This window comes from Mameliella sp. CS4, from assembly GCF_019392335.1.
Taxonomy (GTDB): Bacteria; Pseudomonadota; Alphaproteobacteria; order Rhodobacterales; family Rhodobacteraceae; genus Antarctobacter.
Genome location: NZ_JAHXRQ010000011.1, coordinates 75,203 through 90,702, shown reverse-complemented (window position 1 = coordinate 90,702; position 15,500 = coordinate 75,203). Strand labels below are relative to the sequence as shown.

Genomic DNA, 15,500 nt, shown 5'->3' with positions numbered 1-15,500 from the left:
GGTCATTCGGGATGGATAAACCGGGGCGGCATGTCCCAATTTACCGGAACTCTCCTGGCTTTTTTCGCAGGCGCGCTGGGTGCGCTGGTCTTCGGGCTGATCGGCTTTCCGGCCGCGGCGCTGACCGGATCCGCCGTGGGGGTCACGCTGGCCGGGCTGGCGGGCCTGAGGTTCGATCTGCCGGTCTGGATGCGGACGGCGGCCTTTATCCTGCTGGGAATCAACATCGGAACCGGTGTCACCCCGGAGACGCTGCAGGCGGCGGCCTCCTGGCCGCTCAGCATGGCCATCCTCGGCCTCAGCCTGCCGCTGGGACTGGCGATCGCGCAGGTGGGCATGGTGCGCTGGATGGGGTTCAGCCGGCGTGACGCGGTCCTGGCCTCTGCGCCCGGGCATCTGAGCTATGTGCTCAGCATGTCGCTGGAACAGGGTGGCCCCACGGCGCAGATCGCGGTGATCCAGAGCATCCGGGTGCTGTTCCTGACGCTCTGCGTGCCGCTATTGGTCAGCCTGTTCTTCGGTGCAAGCGGGGCGGACCTGCTGCCGGTGGCAGACATGACGCTGGTCTCGCTGGGGCTGCTGGCGATTGCAGCGCTTGCGCTGGGCTATGGCTATCAGGCGTTGCGGGTGCCGGCCGCCTTCCTGATGGCGGGCATGACGGTCAGCGCGCTGGGACATGTGTCCGACCTGACGCCCGGGCGCCTCTCGGCGGGCCTGGACGACGCGGCCTTTGTGGTCATGGGAACGCTGATCGGCTCGCGTTTCGCGGGGCAAAGCGGGGCGGTGCTGCGCAATTCCGTTGTGGCAGGGCTTTGGCTGACCGTGGTGAACGTGGCCACGACCCTGTTGGCTGTGTCCGTGGCCTTTGTCCTCATGGGGGTGCCGCCCGCCGTGTTGATCGCGGCCTATGCGCCCGGCGGGGTCGAGGCGATGGCAGCCATCGCCGTGACCCTCGGGCTGGATCCGGCCTATGTGGCCGCGCACCACGTGATGCGGCTGTTGATCCTCAGCCTGCTGCTGCCGATCTGGGTGGCGCGGATCAGGGAGGGGTAGTCCCCCCAGCTCAAGGCATGGCCCCGGCAACCCCGTCTTATTTCACGATTTGCTCGTCTTTGACGAACATGTTGCTCCAGGCTCGGTCGATCAGGTCGGGGGTCATCTTGTAGGGGATACCCTCGAAATCGCAGACGGAAATCATCTGGTCGATCAGAAACACCGGCTGGTAGTTCGCATAGATGTTCTTGATCGTCGGGTACTTGTGCTTGAGCAGGTGCACGAGGCTGGCCTCGTCCAGTTGCATCTTCTTCTTGCGCGCGACCAGGCTGAAGATCTTGAGGAAATCCTGCTGGTTCGGTCCGTCGATCTTGATCTTGAAAAAGATCCGGCGCAGCGCGGCCTGATCGAAGATCTCGTTGGGGTGGAAGTTGGTCGAGAAGATGACAAGCGTGTCGAAAGGCACCTCGAACTTTTCGCCCGATTGCAGGGCGAGGATGTCCTTGCTTTCCTCCAGTGGCACGATCCAGCGGTTGACCAGTTTCTGCGGCGGTTCGGCCTGGCGACCGAGGTCGTCGACGATGAAGATGCCGCCCGTGGATTTCAGCTGTAGCGGCGCCTGGTAGGTGCGCGCGGTGGGATTGTAGACAAGGTCGAGCATGTTCAGCGACAGTTCGCCCCCGGTAATGACCGTCGGCCGTTGGCACAGGACGTAACGCCGGTCAAAGCGGGCGCGCCGCCGCAGCGCGTTGGGGTCTTCGCTGTCGTCCTCGGCCTGGGAATGCACAATCGGATCGTAAACCGTGATCACCTGGCCAGAGTACTCGATTGCACGGGGGACGTAGATCTTGTCGCCCATCGCGTCCCGGATCCCGTTGGAAATCGAGCTTTTGCCGTTGCCCGGCGGACCGTACATGAGAATCGACCGGCCCGAAGAGACTGCGGGCCCGAGGTTCGAGATCAGGTCTTCGGGCAGGACCAGGTGGCCCATCGCGCCGGTCAGCTGATCCCGGGTGATCTGGATGTTGCGGATCGACTGGCGCTTGACCTGTTCGGCATAAACATCCAGCGGGATCGGCATGGCGCCGAAGTATTCCGACTGGGCCAAGGCATCCAGCGCGCGCGCCTTGCCGCTGTCGGTCAGCTGGTAGGGCATCTCGGAGGAAACCTTGCCCGAGGGGCCGAGCGTGCCCATCGCCTCCATCAGGCCCTGGCCCCGGCACATGTCGATCAGTTCTTGCGTGACCGTCACCGGCAGGCAGACGGTGCGTGCAAGATCCGTCACGATGTTGGTGTTCTTGCGGAACATCGTCTTGAGCACGATGTCACGCATCATCACCAGCGGAAGCTGCATTTCCTCGATCCGCCGCGGCTGCGGCGGGGCCAGGACGGTGCCGGTCTCCATGTTCATGTCGGATCTGCCCTCAACTGCTTTTGCCCGCAGGCTGGCAGCGGATTGTGTCATCAGCGCGGCAAGGGCGGGAAACTTGCGCGGCGCGGGCGATCTGATCCCGGTCAATAAAATAGCTGCCGGATTGGAGTATCCTCAAGGTTCGGGGCCCGGCGCCCCGGGTTGGGGAGGAGATGAAATGAGACAGAGGATTTCCGGGATCTTGTGCGCTGCCATTGCGCTGGCGGGTCTTTGGGCAGCCGAACCGGCAGAGGCCGCGACGCGGTTCTACTGGTCGTCCTCCGGGCCGATCGCCGGGAAACATTGCACCCAGATTGTCGAGGGCGCCTCACCGGCGAGCCATACCTGGCGTGACAACTACCTCTGTACGGACCGCGACATCGGGCTGCGCTGGTCTGCCTCGGGGGCGATTTCCGGCATGAAATGCACCCAGATCATCGAGGGGGCAGAGCCCGCGCAATACACTTGGCGCGACAATTACCTATGCTTGCCGCAGAATTCGCCGCTGACCCTGCGGTGGTCGCCGTCGGGGTCCGTGGCGGGGCTGAACTGTGTGCAGATGGTCGAGGGCAGCGATCCCTACGGCTGGCGCGACAACTACCTGTGCTGGAGCGAACCGTCGCGGCAGACCGCCGATCTGCTGACCATCACCAAGATACAGAACATCCGGCCCGCAGGGGGGCTGGATTCGGCGGGCAAGTTCGCCTTTGGCGCAATCGGCGCGGCGGTGGCGGCGGCGGGCAGCGGTGGCATCAGCGTGGGGGATCTCTATGACGGGGCAAAATATGGTGTCGCCGCCGGCGAGTTCCTGGACAAGCAATTCAGCGGGCAGGATGATCTGATCCTCAAGATCGACGGCCGCAACTACCTGCCGCCGGAAGGACGCGGGACTTATCACGCCGTGCATGCTGGGCAGGTGCTCTATCCAAATATCCAGGCGGCGATTTCGGGCGCCGGGATGCTGCAACTGATCGAGTATGACGACGGCAGCGATAACGACAATCTGGGCGTGTTGGTGATCCTCGGAGGGCGCAGTTACAGCGCGCAGGATATCGTCGTGGTGGCCCCGGCCAGCGAGGATGGCAGCATCTATCTGGTCAGCTACAAGGTGGAGGCGGGCCGGGGTAATCCGGACGCGGTTGCCAAGTCGATGCTCTGCGGTACCAACCAGTGCGACATCTGCTATCGCCTGGATTGCGCGAACCAGCCCTATGGCGAGCTGGACCGGGATGGCGACAAGCCCGATCTTCTGCGCTGTCCGCCGCATTTCGACGAAAACGGGTTCAACAAGTACCCGCAGTTCATTGTGGATGATGTCTATCTGCGCAAGTGCCTGCACAAAATGGTGAAATGACCGGCCACGGGCTGTGGCGCGGTCACGCGCCGTACAACAGCCCCAGCCCGAGGTAGATCGCCAGCGTTCCACCCAGGGCAAGACCCATCGGGAATTTCGACCCGGCCTCCCAGCTGTGCCAATGCGGCGCAAGGCGGCGCAGGGGCGTGCGCTTGGCCAGGCGATGCGCCACGAAGGCCGCCAGCAGGTTGGCGGCAAAGAGCGCCATCAGGAACCGCAGGTCTCCGATATGGACAAAGGGAGCGGCGGCGGCGGCGAATTTCGCGTCGCCGGCCCCCATTGCTCCGCCTGCATTCAGCGCGATGCCTGCCACCAGCACCACGACAAGATGCAGGTAGCGCCAGAAATAGGTGTCGAGCGGCAGTGCGACCACGCCCACGAAAAGATAGACTAGGAACAGCGCCACGACCGCATGGTTGGGAATGCGCATCCCCTTCATGTCAGTGTAGCAGATGTAGACACAGATCGGCAGGACGAAGGGCAGGAACCACAGGGCCGCGGCGGCACTCAGCGACATGGACCTCAGGCCTCGTCAAGGGCCGCCAGCGCCCGGGCCGCGGCCTCGAAGTGCTGCGGGTGCGTCTCCAACGCCTCGCGCAGGAGCGCCTTGCCGGTCTTGACGTCGCCGCTCTTGATCGCGGCCAGGCCCAGTGTGTGCAGCAGTTCGGCCTTTTCGACCTGGGTCATGGGGATGACGGGCAGGATGTACTTGCCCTGCGCGCCGCGTGCCATGACCAGGTTGTTCTTGGCAGTATACAGCTTGTCGTCGTGGCGGATCGCCTCGAGAAAGAGCTTTTCGGCCTCGGGCAGATCACCGCGCGTCAGCTTGGAGTAGCCCCAATTGTTCAGCACTGAGGCGGGTTTGGTCGTCAGGCCCACCGCGACTTCGTAAAAGCTGTCGGCCTTTTTCCATTCCTTGTTGCTGTCGGCGATCATCGCCTCCAGCCGGTAGCGTTTGTAGGTCTCGAGCGTGGGGGGGATCGCGTCCAGCACCTTTTCGGCTTGGTCCCATTCGCCTGCCCGGATCAGGACATCGGCCAGTTGCACCCGGTCGTCATCGGTCGAGTCCTCATGTTCGACAACCTTGGCCCAGGCCACCTTTGCCTCGGGGATGCGCTTGGCCCGGACCAGAGACTGGGCCAGCCCGCGGCGGATCTCGATCCGGTCGGAGTTTTCCTTGAGCGTGCGCTGAAAATAAGCCACGGCCTCGTTCGGGTCGCCGACGGTCAGCATGACCTCGTTCAGATCGCTTTCGTCGACCACGTTCACGCCCTGGAACTTGCGGTCCATTTCGGCGCTGTCGATGCCCTTGTCACAGGCCGAAAGCGCGACGGCGCCCGCCACGCAGAGGGAAACGATGATGGGATGGCGCATTTTGCCTGCGTCCTTGTGCTGCTCTGCCTCTTGCCCGCCTTTTTCGGCGGTTGTTCTTGTGCCCCGTTTTCCGGGACGAATGACCGTCAGCCGCCAGTGCGCCGGATCAGGTAGTCCCCGTGCCCGCGGCGTATGATCTTGTATTCTTGCTCTAACTCCGCACCATAACCGGAATTTTCCATTTTTGCGAGCGCCAAGCGAAGATTGTCGCGAATTGAGTCACTTTGGCCATTGTCCAGTGCAAAGGCCCGGCGGAAGACCTCGGAGGCCTCGGCGGTCTCGCCCTTTTCGATCAGCACGATGCCAAGGTTGTTCCAGGCTTCGGCCCAGTCCGGTTCTTCCTTGACGGCGCGGCGCAACAGGGGTTCGGCCTGATGCAGGCGCCCCAGCGCCAGGTTGGCGGACCCCAGTGCCATCAGCACCTCGGCGGTCAGCCCCTGGTCGGCTGCGGCGCGCGTAAAGGCCTCAAGCGCGAGTTCGTGCTGGCCGGCTGCCATCAACCGGTGTCCCACGGTCAGCCCGTCCACCGCTTCGCCCCGGGGATCGAGGCCGGGGGCATAGGGAGATGCGGGATCCTTATGCGCGAACGGGCCGCCTGCGGTGCAGGCGGCCAGCGGCAGGATCATCAGGGCGGCCCAAAGAGCCTGTTTCATGCAGTCAGTTGCCCACGGCCATCGAGCCCATCTCGGAAATGCCAACCGCGGACGGGCCCACGAGAATGATCAGCAGCGGCGGCACCGTGAGCATCATAGTGGTCAGCGTCATCTTTGTCGGCAGTTTGTTGGCAGCTTCCTCGGCACGCATGACTCTTTTGTCACGCATTTCGCCCGCATAGACCCGCAGCGCGTCGGAAATCGAGGTGCCGAAGGTTGTCGCCTGGTTCAACACGGTCACAAAGGAGGAGATGTCGGGCAAGCCGCAGCGGTCGGCCATGTCGTTGAGAACCTGGCTCTTGTCCTTGCCGGCCTTCATCTCGTAGCTGATGATCTCGTATTCCTCGGCTAGCGGGGGGAAGGAGCTGCGCAGTTCGCGGGCGACGCGGACGATGGACTGGTCCATCGACTGACCCGCCTCGACGCAGACCAGCATCATGTCCAGGCTGTCGGGGAAGCCTTGCTGGATCTGTTCCTGGCGGCTGGCGACGCGCTTGTTGACCCAGTACTTGGGCGCCATGTAGCCAAGGCAGCCGGGGCCGAGGATATACATCAGCTTGGTCTGCATCGTGGCCGTCTCTGGGTCGATGAAGAAGATGTAATACACCACGCCAGCGCAAAGCAGGGCGATCCCCAGCGCGAATTGCAGGAAGTAGTAGATCTGTACCGCATCCTTGGACCGGTAGCCCGCCTGCATCAGCTTGGTGCGGATCTCGGAGTATTCCTTGGCGTCCTGAGGTTCCAGGAACTGCGCGTATTTGTTGAGCTTTTCGTTCTTGCTCTTTTCCCGCAAGACGGCGCGGGTTTCCGCATCCAGGCGTTTTCTGCCGTCCTGCTTGAGTTTGTCCAGCGGGTCGGGGCGGGAGTTGAGGAACATCGGGATGGTGGCGACGATCAGGAGCGCCGCCAGTCCCGCGACCACGATCAGAGGACCGGCAGGGCCCAGTTTGTCGGTGATCATCGTGTTGAGCGTTTCGAACATGGGGCAGCCTCTCTCAGACCTTGATGTTCACCAGCCAGCGCATGACGATCATGTTCGCGGCCAGCATGATGCCCACGATGAAGCAGGCGGGGATGAACCAGGGGTGATCGAGCACCTCGTCGTAATAGTCGGGCTTGGCCACCTGGATGAAGATCAGCGCGCCAATCGGGAAGCCGGACAGGAACTTGCCTGACCATTGTGCCTCGGCGGTGATCGCCTTGACCCTTCGGAACAGGCGGAAGCGGGCTCGGATCACCTTGGCCAGACCGTCGAGGATCTCGGCAAGGTTGCCGCCGGCCTGCTGCTGGATCGCCACGGCCACGGCAAGGAAGCGCAGATCCTGCATGTCCAACCGTTCGGCCATGTGTTTCAGCGCCTCACCCACGTCGCGGCCGTAGGTCGATTCATCCGCGATGATGCCAAACTCGGTGGCCAGCGGATCCTTGAGTTCCTTGGCGACGATCGAAATAGCAGAGCTGAACGGGTGGCCGACGCGCAAGGAGCGCACCATCAGTTCGACGGCGTCGGGCAATTGTTCCTCGATCATGCTTAGGCGTTTCTTGGCGCGATGGTTGACCCAGAAATAGACACCCCCCACACCCATGAAGACAGACATCACCGCACGGACGGCGGCGCCTGCCTCTGTCCCGATGCTCAGGCCCACGAAGGCAAAGACCGAGGCCGCCACCATGACGAGGATCAACTGTTGCGGTGTAAAGGCCAGGGCCGCCTTCTGCGCCTTGCTGGCCAGCATCGAGTAGATGGGCAGCGAGCGGCTTTGCATGTGCTGGTCCATCTCCTTGCGGAGCTTGGCCAGGACGTCCTCGCGGCGTTCGCCCTTGTCCAGCATTTCCAGGCGGCGGTTGACCCGGTTGGTCAGGCTGATCGACTTGCCGAAGGCGACGAGGTAGACGCCGTTGACCAGGATCAGCACGCCGAGGAAGATCCCGCCGTAGATGATCGGTTCTGCGCTGAGCATAGGCGTTACTCCGGTCTGAAGGGTTCGTAGATCGAGGCGGGCACGTCGTAGCCCCACATCCGGAACCGTTCGGCAAAGGCGCTGCGGACACCGGTGGCCGTGAAATGGCCGATGATCTTGTTTTCGGGCGTCAGGCCGACGCGCTGGAAGCGAAAGAGCTCTTGCATTGAAATCACATCGCCTTCCATGCCGGTGATCTCGGTGATCGAGGTCATCCGGCGCGAACCGTCCTGCAGGCGGCTGGCCTGAACGATCAGGTTGACCGCGCTGGCGATCTGGCTGCGCATCGCCTTCAGCGGCATCTCGATCCCCGCCATGGCGATCATGTTTTCAAGCCGCGCCACGCCGTCGCGGGCACTGTTGGCGTGGATCGTGGTCATCGACCCGTCGTGGCCGGTGTTCATGGCCTGCAGCATGTCGATGACTTCCTCGCCGCGCGTCTCGCCGACGATGATACGGTCGGGACGCATCCGCAGGGCGTTTTTCAGGCAGTCGCGCGGGGTGACGGCGCCCTTGCCCTCGACGTTGGGCGGACGGCTTTCCATGCGACCGACGTGGCTCTGCTGCAGCTGGAGTTCGGCGGTATCCTCGATGGTCAGGATGCGTTCACTGTCGTCGATAAAGCTGGACAGCGCGTTGAGCGTGGTTGTCTTACCCGAACCGGTCCCGCCCGAGACGATGATGTTCAGGCGCGTGGCGACGGCGGCCTGCAGGTAGACGGCCATTTCCTCGGTGAAGGCACCGAAGTTGACCAGGTCGTCGATGCCCAGTTTGTCCTTCTTGAATTTCCGGATCGAGACCAGGCTGCCGTCGATGGCCACCGGGGGTACCATCGCGTTGAAACGCGACCCGTCCGCAAGACGGGCGTCGACGTAGGGGTTCGATTCATCGACGCGCCTGCCCACGGCCGAGACGATCTTGTCGATGATCCGCATCAGGTGACGTTCGTCCTTGAAGGTCACGTCCGACAGCGTCAGCTTGCCGTTCTGTTCGATGAAGATCTGCTGCGGGCCGTTGACCAGGATGTCCGAGATCGTCTCGTCCTTGAGCAGCGGTTCCAGCGGACCAAGGCCCTTCACCTCGTCGTAGAGGTCGGCCATCATGGCGCGGCGTTCGTCGCGGTTCAGGACGACGCCCTTTTCCTGCAGCGTCTCGTTGGCAATCGCGCTGATTTCCTCGCGCAGCTCGCCTTCGGAGGCCTTGTCGAGTGCGGCCAGGTTCAGGTTTTCCAGCAAGGCGCGGTGCAGTTCCAGCTTGATCTCGCCAAGCCGCTCCTTGCGCTTCTTCTCCTTGTCCACGGGGCCCGCCTGAGCCGCGGGTTTGGCCTTGCGGCGCACGGCGCTCGGTTGTGCGGCAGGCTGTGTGGCGACGGGGGCCGCCGGGGCAGGGACCTTGACCGGCTGGGCGCCGGAAGCGGAGTTTTTCTTGTAGCGCGAAAACATGTCTATCCCCTGGATCAGGCGGCTTCGGCGTCACTGGCGCCGATTGCGTTGAGCTGCTGGGCAAGTTTGACGATTTCACGGCGCAGCGGGTTCTTGGCAGCGTGGCTGGCCAGAGGCAGCCCGTGGTCGCAGGCCTGCATGACGGTGCGTCCGCCATCGGGCAGCTGCACGTCCAGCGAAATCGCAAGGCTGTCGGCCAGCCGCTTGACGCGGCTCTTGCCCTGCAGGTCGGTGAATTTCGGAGCGCGGTTCAGCGCAAAGCGGATCTTCTCGAAAGGAAGGTCCTCGGATTGCAGCGCCCGTTTCAGGCGCAGGGTGTTCTGGGCAGAGCGCATGTCCAGTTCGATCAGCGCGAAATACAGCTGCGCCTCGGCCAGGACGGTTTCCGTCCATTGCACCACCGCCGAAGGCATGTCGACGATGACGTAGTCGAAATGCTCGCGCGTGATGTCCAGCAGGCGCTTGATCTCGGCCGGGCCGATGATGTCCAGCGGCAGGATGTCCGAGGGGGCGGTGAAGACCTGCATCTTGTCCTCGAAGCTGACCAGCGCCTGTCCAAAGCTGTCACCGTCCATCGCCTCGATGTCCGAGAGTGTTTCGTAGACCGCCTCGCGGCGGGGCAGGTCGAGATAGGTCGAGACCGACCCGAATTGCAGACCCAGGTCGATCAGGCAGACCTTGGGCTGCTTTTCCTTGCCCCCGGTGGCCAGCTCATAGGCAAGGTTCACGGCCAAGGTGGTTGCGCCGACGCCGCCAGCAAGGCCGTGAACGGCGATCAGCACGCCATCGCCACCACCGGACAGGCGGACACCCTCGGCATTGGTGGCTGGCGTAGGGTCGGGCTGAACGGCGGCGGGCACGGGCTGGCGCAGACGTTCCAGCGCCCCGGCCAGTTCACCCTCTGGCAACGGGTAGGGGACGAATTCATCGGCCCCGTCACGCAAGAGGTGGTGCAGCGAGGCCGGCGTCACATCCTCGGCGATCAGGATGACCTTGACGCCGTTTTCCTTGGCGGCACGGATGACCCCGGACAGCATCGGCAAATCCGGTTCGTCGATGGCGTCGATGGCCATTGCCACGAATTCCAGCGACCGCCCGTCGGGCTGGTTCAGAAAGGCCGTGGCCTCGTCGAACCCTAGGTCCCCCCAGCCTTCGCCAAGCAGGGCTTCCATGTCATCGATGAGCAGGTCAAAGTTCTGGACGTCGCGGCTGATGGTGCAGGCGACGATCGGTGCCGGCTCCGTTTGCTGTTGTGTCGCGTTGGTCATGCCTGTCGTCCTTTACTCTTGCCGGACCGGGTGGACGTGGCGAAGCCCTGTCCCCCCGGACCCGCGGTGCGCGACTCGGGTCTGCGCACGCACTGGTTCTCCAAGGGGACATTCCCCCACAAACGAGGCAACATTTGGGCCAAAAAACCGAAATTGTACGGTGAACAGGGACTGATAGCCCGGCTGGGAACACCTTGGCCTCCCTCCGGTGGTCAAGACTATTGTCGGGTCAATTCATGCGAGTATCGGGTTACCGCAAGGACGGGCCTCCGTTGGGCAGACATGAAAAAAAGGGGCCGATTGGCCCCTTTCCCTTGCCGACCCCAAGTCGGGATCACTCGGTGATCGCGAGGTCCTGGCCCTGCTGGCCGGTCAACCCCGTCTTGGGTTCGGCGCTGTTGATATACTCGCGGTAGATCACTTCGGCATACTTGCCATCCAACACGTTGGGATGGCTGGACACAAAGCCCGACACCTCGGTCACGGTGCGCCGGTTGCGGCGTTCGCGGCCTTCGGTCACGATCAGCGGCTGTGTCTCTCCGTAGGAAACGACGGCTTCAAGCCGCGAGCGGCTGATGCCCTGGCTGACGAGGTAGTTCACGACCGCATTGGCCCGCCTCAGGCCAAGGCTCTTGTTATAGCCGTTGCTGCCGACCTTGTCAGTGTGGCCGTAGACACGGAAACGGATTTCCGGGAATTGGCGGATCCACTGGGCCTGTTCGCGCAGTGTGTCGCGCGCGCCGTGGTCCAGTACGGCGCTGTTGAAGGCAAAGTTGACCGTGGTCATGACTTCGGAGGCAAAGCGCTGCGACAGATCGTAGATGATCTGCTTTTCGCCGGTCATCAGCTGATGGTTGTTCATCGTGGCGTTGCCGAAATGACCGGTGTCGATCAGCGCGCCCGCCTCGCGGTCAAACCCCACCGGGGTCTGGCTGCATCCGGCGATCAAGAGGCCCGCGGTTAGCGCGGCGGAAAGGGGGAGCCTGATCATCATTCGCCTCTGCATCAATCCATCACATATCCGTAGGAGCCGGTGAAGTCCTGCTTGGCGACCTCACCCGCGGCCCCGGAATTCGGCGCCTTCTGCCCCGGCTTGCCGGCCACCTTGCCACGCAAGAAGAGATCACGCTCGGTCGGTGGGACAACGCGGTCTGTGGGCAGGGCGAGGTATTCGCCCCGGGTCGGCGTCACCAGGTGCGGCGTGACGATGATCACCAGTTCGGACTGCGACCGCTGGTATTCCGCGCTGCGGAAGAGGGCACCCAGGACAGGCACGTCGCCCAGCCACGGCAATTGCGAGTTCCGGTCGGTGAAATCATCCATCAGCAGGCCCGCGATGGCAAAGCTCTCACCGTCGCGCAGTTCCACCGTGGTCGAGGTTTCACGCCGCTTGAAGCCGTTGATCGAGATGTCCGAGAGCACAATCGAGTTGTTGGTGTCGATCGAAGAGACCGCGGCTTCGAGTTCGAGGTTGATCAGGTCGCCATCGACCACTCGGGGGATAAAGTTCAGCTCCACGCCGAAGGGCTTGTATTCGATGGTGATGGTGCTGTTCTGCTGGCTGACCGGGACGGGATATTCGCCGCCTGCCAAGAACTTGGCCTCCTGGCCCGAGAGCGCGGTCAGGTTGGGTTCAGCCAGAGTCCGCACGATGCCCTTGCGTTCCAGCGCCTCCAGCATGATGCCCACTTCGAGCCCGCCGGCGTTGAAGCCGAAGAGAACCGCGCCTTCGACGTCGAGTCCCTGCGGGGCCAGCTTGTCGGCGACGGCATCGACTGCCGCATCCGAGGCGGCACTCAAGGTGCCCAGTTCAAGGCCGAGGTCGCCGCCGGCAACCGATCCGCCGGTGGCCAGCGAAGTCCGCAGCATCTTGGCGGCGGTGCGCTCCATCTCGGCAAAGCGGACCTTCAGCATGACCTGCTGGACGCCGCCCACGGACATCAGGTTCGATACCCGTTCGGGCGCATAGCGCTGGGCAAGGTCCAGGGCGCGTTGCATCCGGGCGGTCGAAGAGACGGTTCCGGACAGCACGATGCCGTCATTGGCGGTGCGCACTTCGATCTTTTCCTGCGGCAGGATCTGGCGCAGGCGTTCCTTGAATTCGGACACATCGGGCGAAACCCGGATATCGACGTTCGAGATCAGCTCTCCAGCAGCGTCGAGAATGGTCAGTGTCGTGGTGCCCGGCGCCTTGCCCAGAACGTAGATGTTGCGATCGTTCAACGACGAGATATCGGCGATCGCAGGGTTGGCGATGGACAGTTCCGCAAAGGGAATATCGCTTTCGACCACCAGCGCGCGGTTCATCGGAACGTTCAGGATCGGTTGTGTGCCGTTGCGCAGGATGCGCAAATTGTCTGCCTGCGCCTGCTGCGCCGCAAGAGGCGCAACCGCAAGCGACAGGCCCAGGAGGGCCGCCTTCAGGAATCTGTCAATGGTCATGTGACCTGCCTCTCGATCACTGCTCGGACGCAGGTCTGACGCCTGCATTTTTTTTGAACATGCGGTATTTCGTGTTTATTTGCAAGAATCAATGACTTCAGCGGATTGGTTTATGTGGATAACCCGCAACACGCCGGGTATTTTCGCAACAAAGAGCCCCTGCCGTGGCAGGGGCCCTTTTTGTTCAAGCAGTTGAATTCGCCGTTCGAATTCCAGGATCAGTTGGTGCAGGGGATCGGGATCTCGACCACTTCGGCGCCGCGACGCACGCGGGTGGTGCAGGTCTTGTCGACTTTTTTCTCGGCGCGTTCCTCGGCGACGATACCCAGAAGCGACCGCTGATCGACCTCGATCGCCTCTGCCACGGTGTCATCCAGCTGGGACATCAGCGACAGCGACAGCTTGCCGGTGGACTGGGCCTGGGCAAGGGCGGCGACCTGTTGCGGGCTGGCGGCCACGGTCACGGTACGGGCAATGGTCGCGGTGTTGTATTCCGTGTTCGAGGTCTGGTCGATGGCGATCAGGCGGATGCCGGTCTGGATCAGCTTGGTCACCTCGCCCTGGGACCGTTCGCCGACCTCGCCGGGCAGGCGCCCGGTCCAGTAGACGTCGACCCGGTCGCCGGGGCGCAGGAAGCCGGAGACGCCAGAGGCTACGTCGACCTTGATCGCAAAGGCGCGCTGACCACGGTCGAGGCGCGACGTCAGACCCGCGTCGCCGCCCGGTTCGGAGACCTTGACCTTCATCAGCACCTCGGCCTTCTCGATCGGGCGCATGGCAAGGCGCGGTTCCTGGCCGTCGACGAAAAACGGGTTTTCCTCGTCGAAGTAATCCTCGGGGAGGGCCTGCCGGGGCCAGTGGGTCAGCACCACGTCCTCGGGTGTGATCTCTTCGCCGTAGTTGATGGCGCGTTTCGTGACGAAGACCTTGGTCACCGGAACAGAGGCGCCGGCCTTGGCGCGTTCCTCTGCCAGGGCGTTCTCATAGGCCCCGATGTAATTCTGCGCCATGTAGACGGCAAAGCCCGCCAGGGCGAGGCCGGCGATCAGCACAAGTCCGAATACGAGTCGCATATGTCACCTCACTTGGACAAACTGGGATTCGCCGGTCTCCCGGCCCGGATCATCCTGGCGGGGGAATACGGCAAGAACGGGACACTCGCTGGGCGGTTTGGCGACGCCTACGTGCCACAGGGCAACGAACGCGACGACGGGCGACCCGCGAAACGGGCCGCCCTTGCAAATGTCGTGGCAGCAGGGGTTTTAGAAGTCGTTTTGGCGCACAAGTTCGGCGGCGAGGCCATCGCGCAGGCCGAGCGTCGAGTTTTCCGCCGCAGTGTAAGCCGCGATGCAGAAGCCGACGATTGCGGCGGTCAAAACGACCCAGTCCACGGTCACGGCACCATCTTCCTCGGCCATGAAGGCACTCAACAGATCACGCATGGTGTAACTCCGGGCTGGAACCGCACAAGCAGACATGCGGCTTTGAAAAAGGCGCGCGCCGCGGCCGGCGCGCGCCTGGGTCTTCAGGTGATCGCCATCGGGCGATCAGGCAACTCAGAAGTCGTTTTCGAGAGCGACGCGTGCAGCGGCGTTGTCGATCAGCGTCTGCGAGTTGGTCTCGATGGTGGTGTAGGCAGCGACGGCCAGGCCGACGACGGCTGCGGTCAGGACGACCCAGTCGACAGTCACGGCGCCGTCTTCGTCTTTGCGGAAGTTCTTGATGAAGTTGATCATTGGTTTTCTCCGGTCGACCTTTCGGTCGGTCATGTCATGTGCGGTAGGGATGGCCGGCCGTTCGTCGGCCTGGCCCAGAGGGGTGCGCAGCGCTCAGGCCGCGCTCGACTTAGAAGTCGTTTTCGAGAGCGACGCGTGCAGCGGCGTTGTCGATCAGCGTCTGCGAGTTGGTCTCGATGGTGGTGTAGGCAGCGACGGCCAGGCCCACGACGGCTGCGGTCAGGACGACCCAGTCGACAGTCACGGCACCGTCTTCGTCTTTGCGGAAGTTCTTGATGAAGTTGATCATTGGTTTTCTCCGGTCGACCTCTCGGTCGGTCATGTCATGTGCGGTAGGGAGGGCCAGCCGCCAGGCGGCCGGGCCCAGAGGGGTACGCGGCGCTCAGGCCGCGCCCGACTTAGAAGTCGTTTTCGAGAGCGACGCGTGCAGCGGCGTTGTCGATCAGCGTCTGCGAGTTGGTCTCGATGGTGGTGTAGGCAGCGACGGCCAGGCCCACGACGGCTGCGGTCAGGACGACCCAGTCGACAGTCACGGCACCGTCTTCGTCTTTGCGGAAGTTCTTGATGAAGTTGATCATGGTCTCTCTCCGTAGATATCTTGCTTTGCTTTCAGCGACCGTCTTGGGCGTTGCGGGCCTCTCTCACCTTGCCCTGTCCCTCGTCGGTATGAACTTATTAAGCAGTTGGTTTGGGGCGAGAGTGTGGCTCCAATGGATTGATTTTGTAGCCGGGTCAGATTTTTGCAGGAATATCTATAACCATATGTAATATATGGATAATTAACTAATTTCTGTATGTTGAAAGTGTTAATTTCGACCTTGGAATGTCCGCTTTCGACGTCGGCAGTTCGGTGTTTCGCAACACTG

The 15,500-nt window shown here is 62.8% G+C and carries 17 protein-coding genes; 2 read left to right on the top strand and 15 right to left on the bottom strand.

Annotated features, from left to right (window positions below):
* The first annotated feature begins 30 nt into the window (after positions 1-30).
* Positions 31-1,053, top strand: a complete 1,023-nt coding sequence (locus tag KZZ07_RS14695) for an AbrB family transcriptional regulator (protein ID WP_219515168.1) — start codon at positions 31-33, stop codon at positions 1,051-1,053.
* A 37-nt stretch (positions 1,054-1,090) separates the two neighbouring features.
* Here the strand turns inward: KZZ07_RS14695 and KZZ07_RS14690 are convergent, their stop codons facing one another.
* Positions 1,091-2,404 carry a DUF8689 domain-containing protein gene (locus tag KZZ07_RS14690; protein WP_219515165.1) on the bottom strand — a complete coding sequence of 438 codons (1,314 nt, stop codon included), beginning with the start codon at positions 2,402-2,404 and terminating at the stop codon, positions 1,091-1,093.
* A gap of 178 nt (positions 2,405-2,582) precedes the next feature.
* On the opposite strand from KZZ07_RS14690, the gene KZZ07_RS14685 reads away from it, so the two are divergent.
* Complete coding sequence (locus tag KZZ07_RS14685; protein WP_219515162.1) at positions 2,583-3,758, top strand: hypothetical protein; 1,176 nt, start codon at positions 2,583-2,585, stop codon at positions 3,756-3,758.
* A gap of 22 nt (positions 3,759-3,780) precedes the next feature.
* On the opposite strand, the gene KZZ07_RS14680 is transcribed toward KZZ07_RS14685, so the two are convergent.
* The 14 genes from KZZ07_RS14680 to KZZ07_RS14615 form a co-directional block, all read right to left on the bottom strand.
* Entirely contained in the window at positions 3,781-4,275 is a 495-nt protein-coding gene (locus tag KZZ07_RS14680) for a prepilin peptidase (protein WP_219515160.1), read from the bottom strand.
* 5 nt (positions 4,276-4,280) lie between these two features.
* Positions 4,281-5,132 carry a tetratricopeptide repeat protein gene (locus KZZ07_RS14675; RefSeq protein WP_219515157.1) on the bottom strand — a complete coding sequence of 284 codons (852 nt, stop codon included), beginning with the start codon at positions 5,130-5,132 and terminating at the stop codon, positions 4,281-4,283.
* A gap of 86 nt (positions 5,133-5,218) precedes the next feature.
* Positions 5,219-5,785: a tetratricopeptide repeat protein gene (locus tag KZZ07_RS14670; RefSeq protein WP_219515152.1), complete on the bottom strand. Its 567-nt coding sequence runs from the start codon at positions 5,783-5,785 to the stop codon at positions 5,219-5,221.
* Positions 5,786-5,789: 4 nt separating this feature from the next.
* The gene (locus tag KZZ07_RS14665) at positions 5,790-6,767 is read right to left on the bottom strand and encodes a type II secretion system F family protein (RefSeq protein WP_219515150.1); all 978 of its coding nucleotides are present in this window, start codon (positions 6,765-6,767) and stop codon (positions 5,790-5,792) included.
* A 13-nt stretch (positions 6,768-6,780) separates the two neighbouring features.
* Entirely contained in the window at positions 6,781-7,746 is a 966-nt protein-coding gene (locus tag KZZ07_RS14660; RefSeq protein WP_219515147.1) for a type II secretion system F family protein, read from the bottom strand.
* Positions 7,747-7,751: 5 nt separating this feature from the next.
* The gene (locus tag KZZ07_RS14655) at positions 7,752-9,188 is read right to left on the bottom strand and encodes a TadA family conjugal transfer-associated ATPase (protein WP_219515144.1); all 1,437 of its coding nucleotides are present in this window, start codon (positions 9,186-9,188) and stop codon (positions 7,752-7,754) included.
* A 14-nt stretch (positions 9,189-9,202) separates the two neighbouring features.
* The gene (locus tag KZZ07_RS14650; RefSeq protein WP_219515141.1) at positions 9,203-10,456 is read right to left on the bottom strand and encodes a CpaE/TadZ family protein; all 1,254 of its coding nucleotides are present in this window, start codon (positions 10,454-10,456) and stop codon (positions 9,203-9,205) included.
* 334 nt (positions 10,457-10,790) lie between these two features.
* Positions 10,791-11,447, bottom strand: coding sequence for an OmpA family protein (locus tag KZZ07_RS14645; protein WP_255564364.1), 657 nt, complete (start codon positions 11,445-11,447; stop codon positions 10,791-10,793).
* Positions 11,448-11,461: 14 nt separating this feature from the next.
* On the bottom strand, positions 11,462-12,898 hold the full coding sequence (locus tag KZZ07_RS14640; RefSeq protein WP_219515136.1) for a type II and III secretion system protein family protein: 1,437 nt from the start codon (positions 12,896-12,898) through the stop codon (positions 11,462-11,464).
* Positions 12,899-13,116: 218 nt separating this feature from the next.
* Positions 13,117-13,971 (bottom strand): Flp pilus assembly protein CpaB, encoded by an 855-nt coding sequence (cpaB, locus tag KZZ07_RS14635; RefSeq protein ID WP_219515134.1) that lies wholly within the window; start codon positions 13,969-13,971, stop codon positions 13,117-13,119.
* Positions 13,972-14,160: 189 nt separating this feature from the next.
* Complete coding sequence (locus KZZ07_RS14630; RefSeq protein WP_219515132.1) at positions 14,161-14,340, bottom strand: Flp family type IVb pilin; 180 nt, start codon at positions 14,338-14,340, stop codon at positions 14,161-14,163.
* 114 nt (positions 14,341-14,454) lie between these two features.
* The gene (locus KZZ07_RS14625) at positions 14,455-14,634 is read right to left on the bottom strand and encodes a hypothetical protein (RefSeq protein ID WP_219515130.1); all 180 of its coding nucleotides are present in this window, start codon (positions 14,632-14,634) and stop codon (positions 14,455-14,457) included.
* A gap of 109 nt (positions 14,635-14,743) precedes the next feature.
* Positions 14,744-14,923 (bottom strand): hypothetical protein, encoded by a 180-nt coding sequence (locus tag KZZ07_RS14620; protein ID WP_219515130.1) that lies wholly within the window; start codon positions 14,921-14,923, stop codon positions 14,744-14,746.
* Between the two features lie 109 nt (positions 14,924-15,032).
* Positions 15,033-15,212, bottom strand: coding sequence for a hypothetical protein (locus tag KZZ07_RS14615; RefSeq protein WP_219515130.1), 180 nt, complete (start codon positions 15,210-15,212; stop codon positions 15,033-15,035).
* Between the last annotated feature and the right edge of the window lie 288 nt (positions 15,213-15,500).

What these genes read in the sequence shown, in the direction of transcription:
- KZZ07_RS14695 (WP_219515168.1), top strand. Translation starts at nt 31, where the DNA reads ATGTCCCAATTTACCGGAACTCTCCTGGCTTTTTTCGCAGGCGCGCTG.
- KZZ07_RS14690 (WP_219515165.1), bottom strand. Translation starts at nt 2,404, where the DNA reads ATGAACATGGAGACCGGCACCGTCCTGGCCCCGCCGCAGCCGCGGCGG.
- KZZ07_RS14685 (WP_219515162.1), top strand. Translation starts at nt 2,583, where the DNA reads ATGAGACAGAGGATTTCCGGGATCTTGTGCGCTGCCATTGCGCTGGCG.
- KZZ07_RS14680 (WP_219515160.1), bottom strand. Translation starts at nt 4,275, where the DNA reads ATGTCGCTGAGTGCCGCCGCGGCCCTGTGGTTCCTGCCCTTCGTCCTG.
- KZZ07_RS14675 (WP_219515157.1), bottom strand. Translation starts at nt 5,132, where the DNA reads ATGCGCCATCCCATCATCGTTTCCCTCTGCGTGGCGGGCGCCGTCGCG.
- KZZ07_RS14670 (WP_219515152.1), bottom strand. Translation starts at nt 5,785, where the DNA reads ATGAAACAGGCTCTTTGGGCCGCCCTGATGATCCTGCCGCTGGCCGCC.
- KZZ07_RS14665 (WP_219515150.1), bottom strand. Translation starts at nt 6,767, where the DNA reads ATGTTCGAAACGCTCAACACGATGATCACCGACAAACTGGGCCCTGCC.
- KZZ07_RS14660 (WP_219515147.1), bottom strand. Translation starts at nt 7,746, where the DNA reads ATGCTCAGCGCAGAACCGATCATCTACGGCGGGATCTTCCTCGGCGTG.
- KZZ07_RS14655 (WP_219515144.1), bottom strand. Translation starts at nt 9,188, where the DNA reads ATGTTTTCGCGCTACAAGAAAAACTCCGCTTCCGGCGCCCAGCCGGTC.
- KZZ07_RS14650 (WP_219515141.1), bottom strand. Translation starts at nt 10,456, where the DNA reads ATGACCAACGCGACACAACAGCAAACGGAGCCGGCACCGATCGTCGCC.
- KZZ07_RS14645 (WP_255564364.1), bottom strand. Translation starts at nt 11,447, where the DNA reads ATGATCAGGCTCCCCCTTTCCGCCGCGCTAACCGCGGGCCTCTTGATC.
- KZZ07_RS14640 (WP_219515136.1), bottom strand. Translation starts at nt 12,898, where the DNA reads ATGACCATTGACAGATTCCTGAAGGCGGCCCTCCTGGGCCTGTCGCTT.
- cpaB (WP_219515134.1), bottom strand. Translation starts at nt 13,971, where the DNA reads ATGCGACTCGTATTCGGACTTGTGCTGATCGCCGGCCTCGCCCTGGCG.
- KZZ07_RS14630 (WP_219515132.1), bottom strand. Translation starts at nt 14,340, where the DNA reads ATGCGTGATCTGTTGAGTGCCTTCATGGCCGAGGAAGATGGTGCCGTG.
- KZZ07_RS14625 (WP_219515130.1), bottom strand. Translation starts at nt 14,634, where the DNA reads ATGATCAACTTCATCAAGAACTTCCGCAAAGACGAAGACGGCGCCGTG.
- KZZ07_RS14620 (WP_219515130.1), bottom strand. Translation starts at nt 14,923, where the DNA reads ATGATCAACTTCATCAAGAACTTCCGCAAAGACGAAGACGGTGCCGTG.
- KZZ07_RS14615 (WP_219515130.1), bottom strand. Translation starts at nt 15,212, where the DNA reads ATGATCAACTTCATCAAGAACTTCCGCAAAGACGAAGACGGTGCCGTG.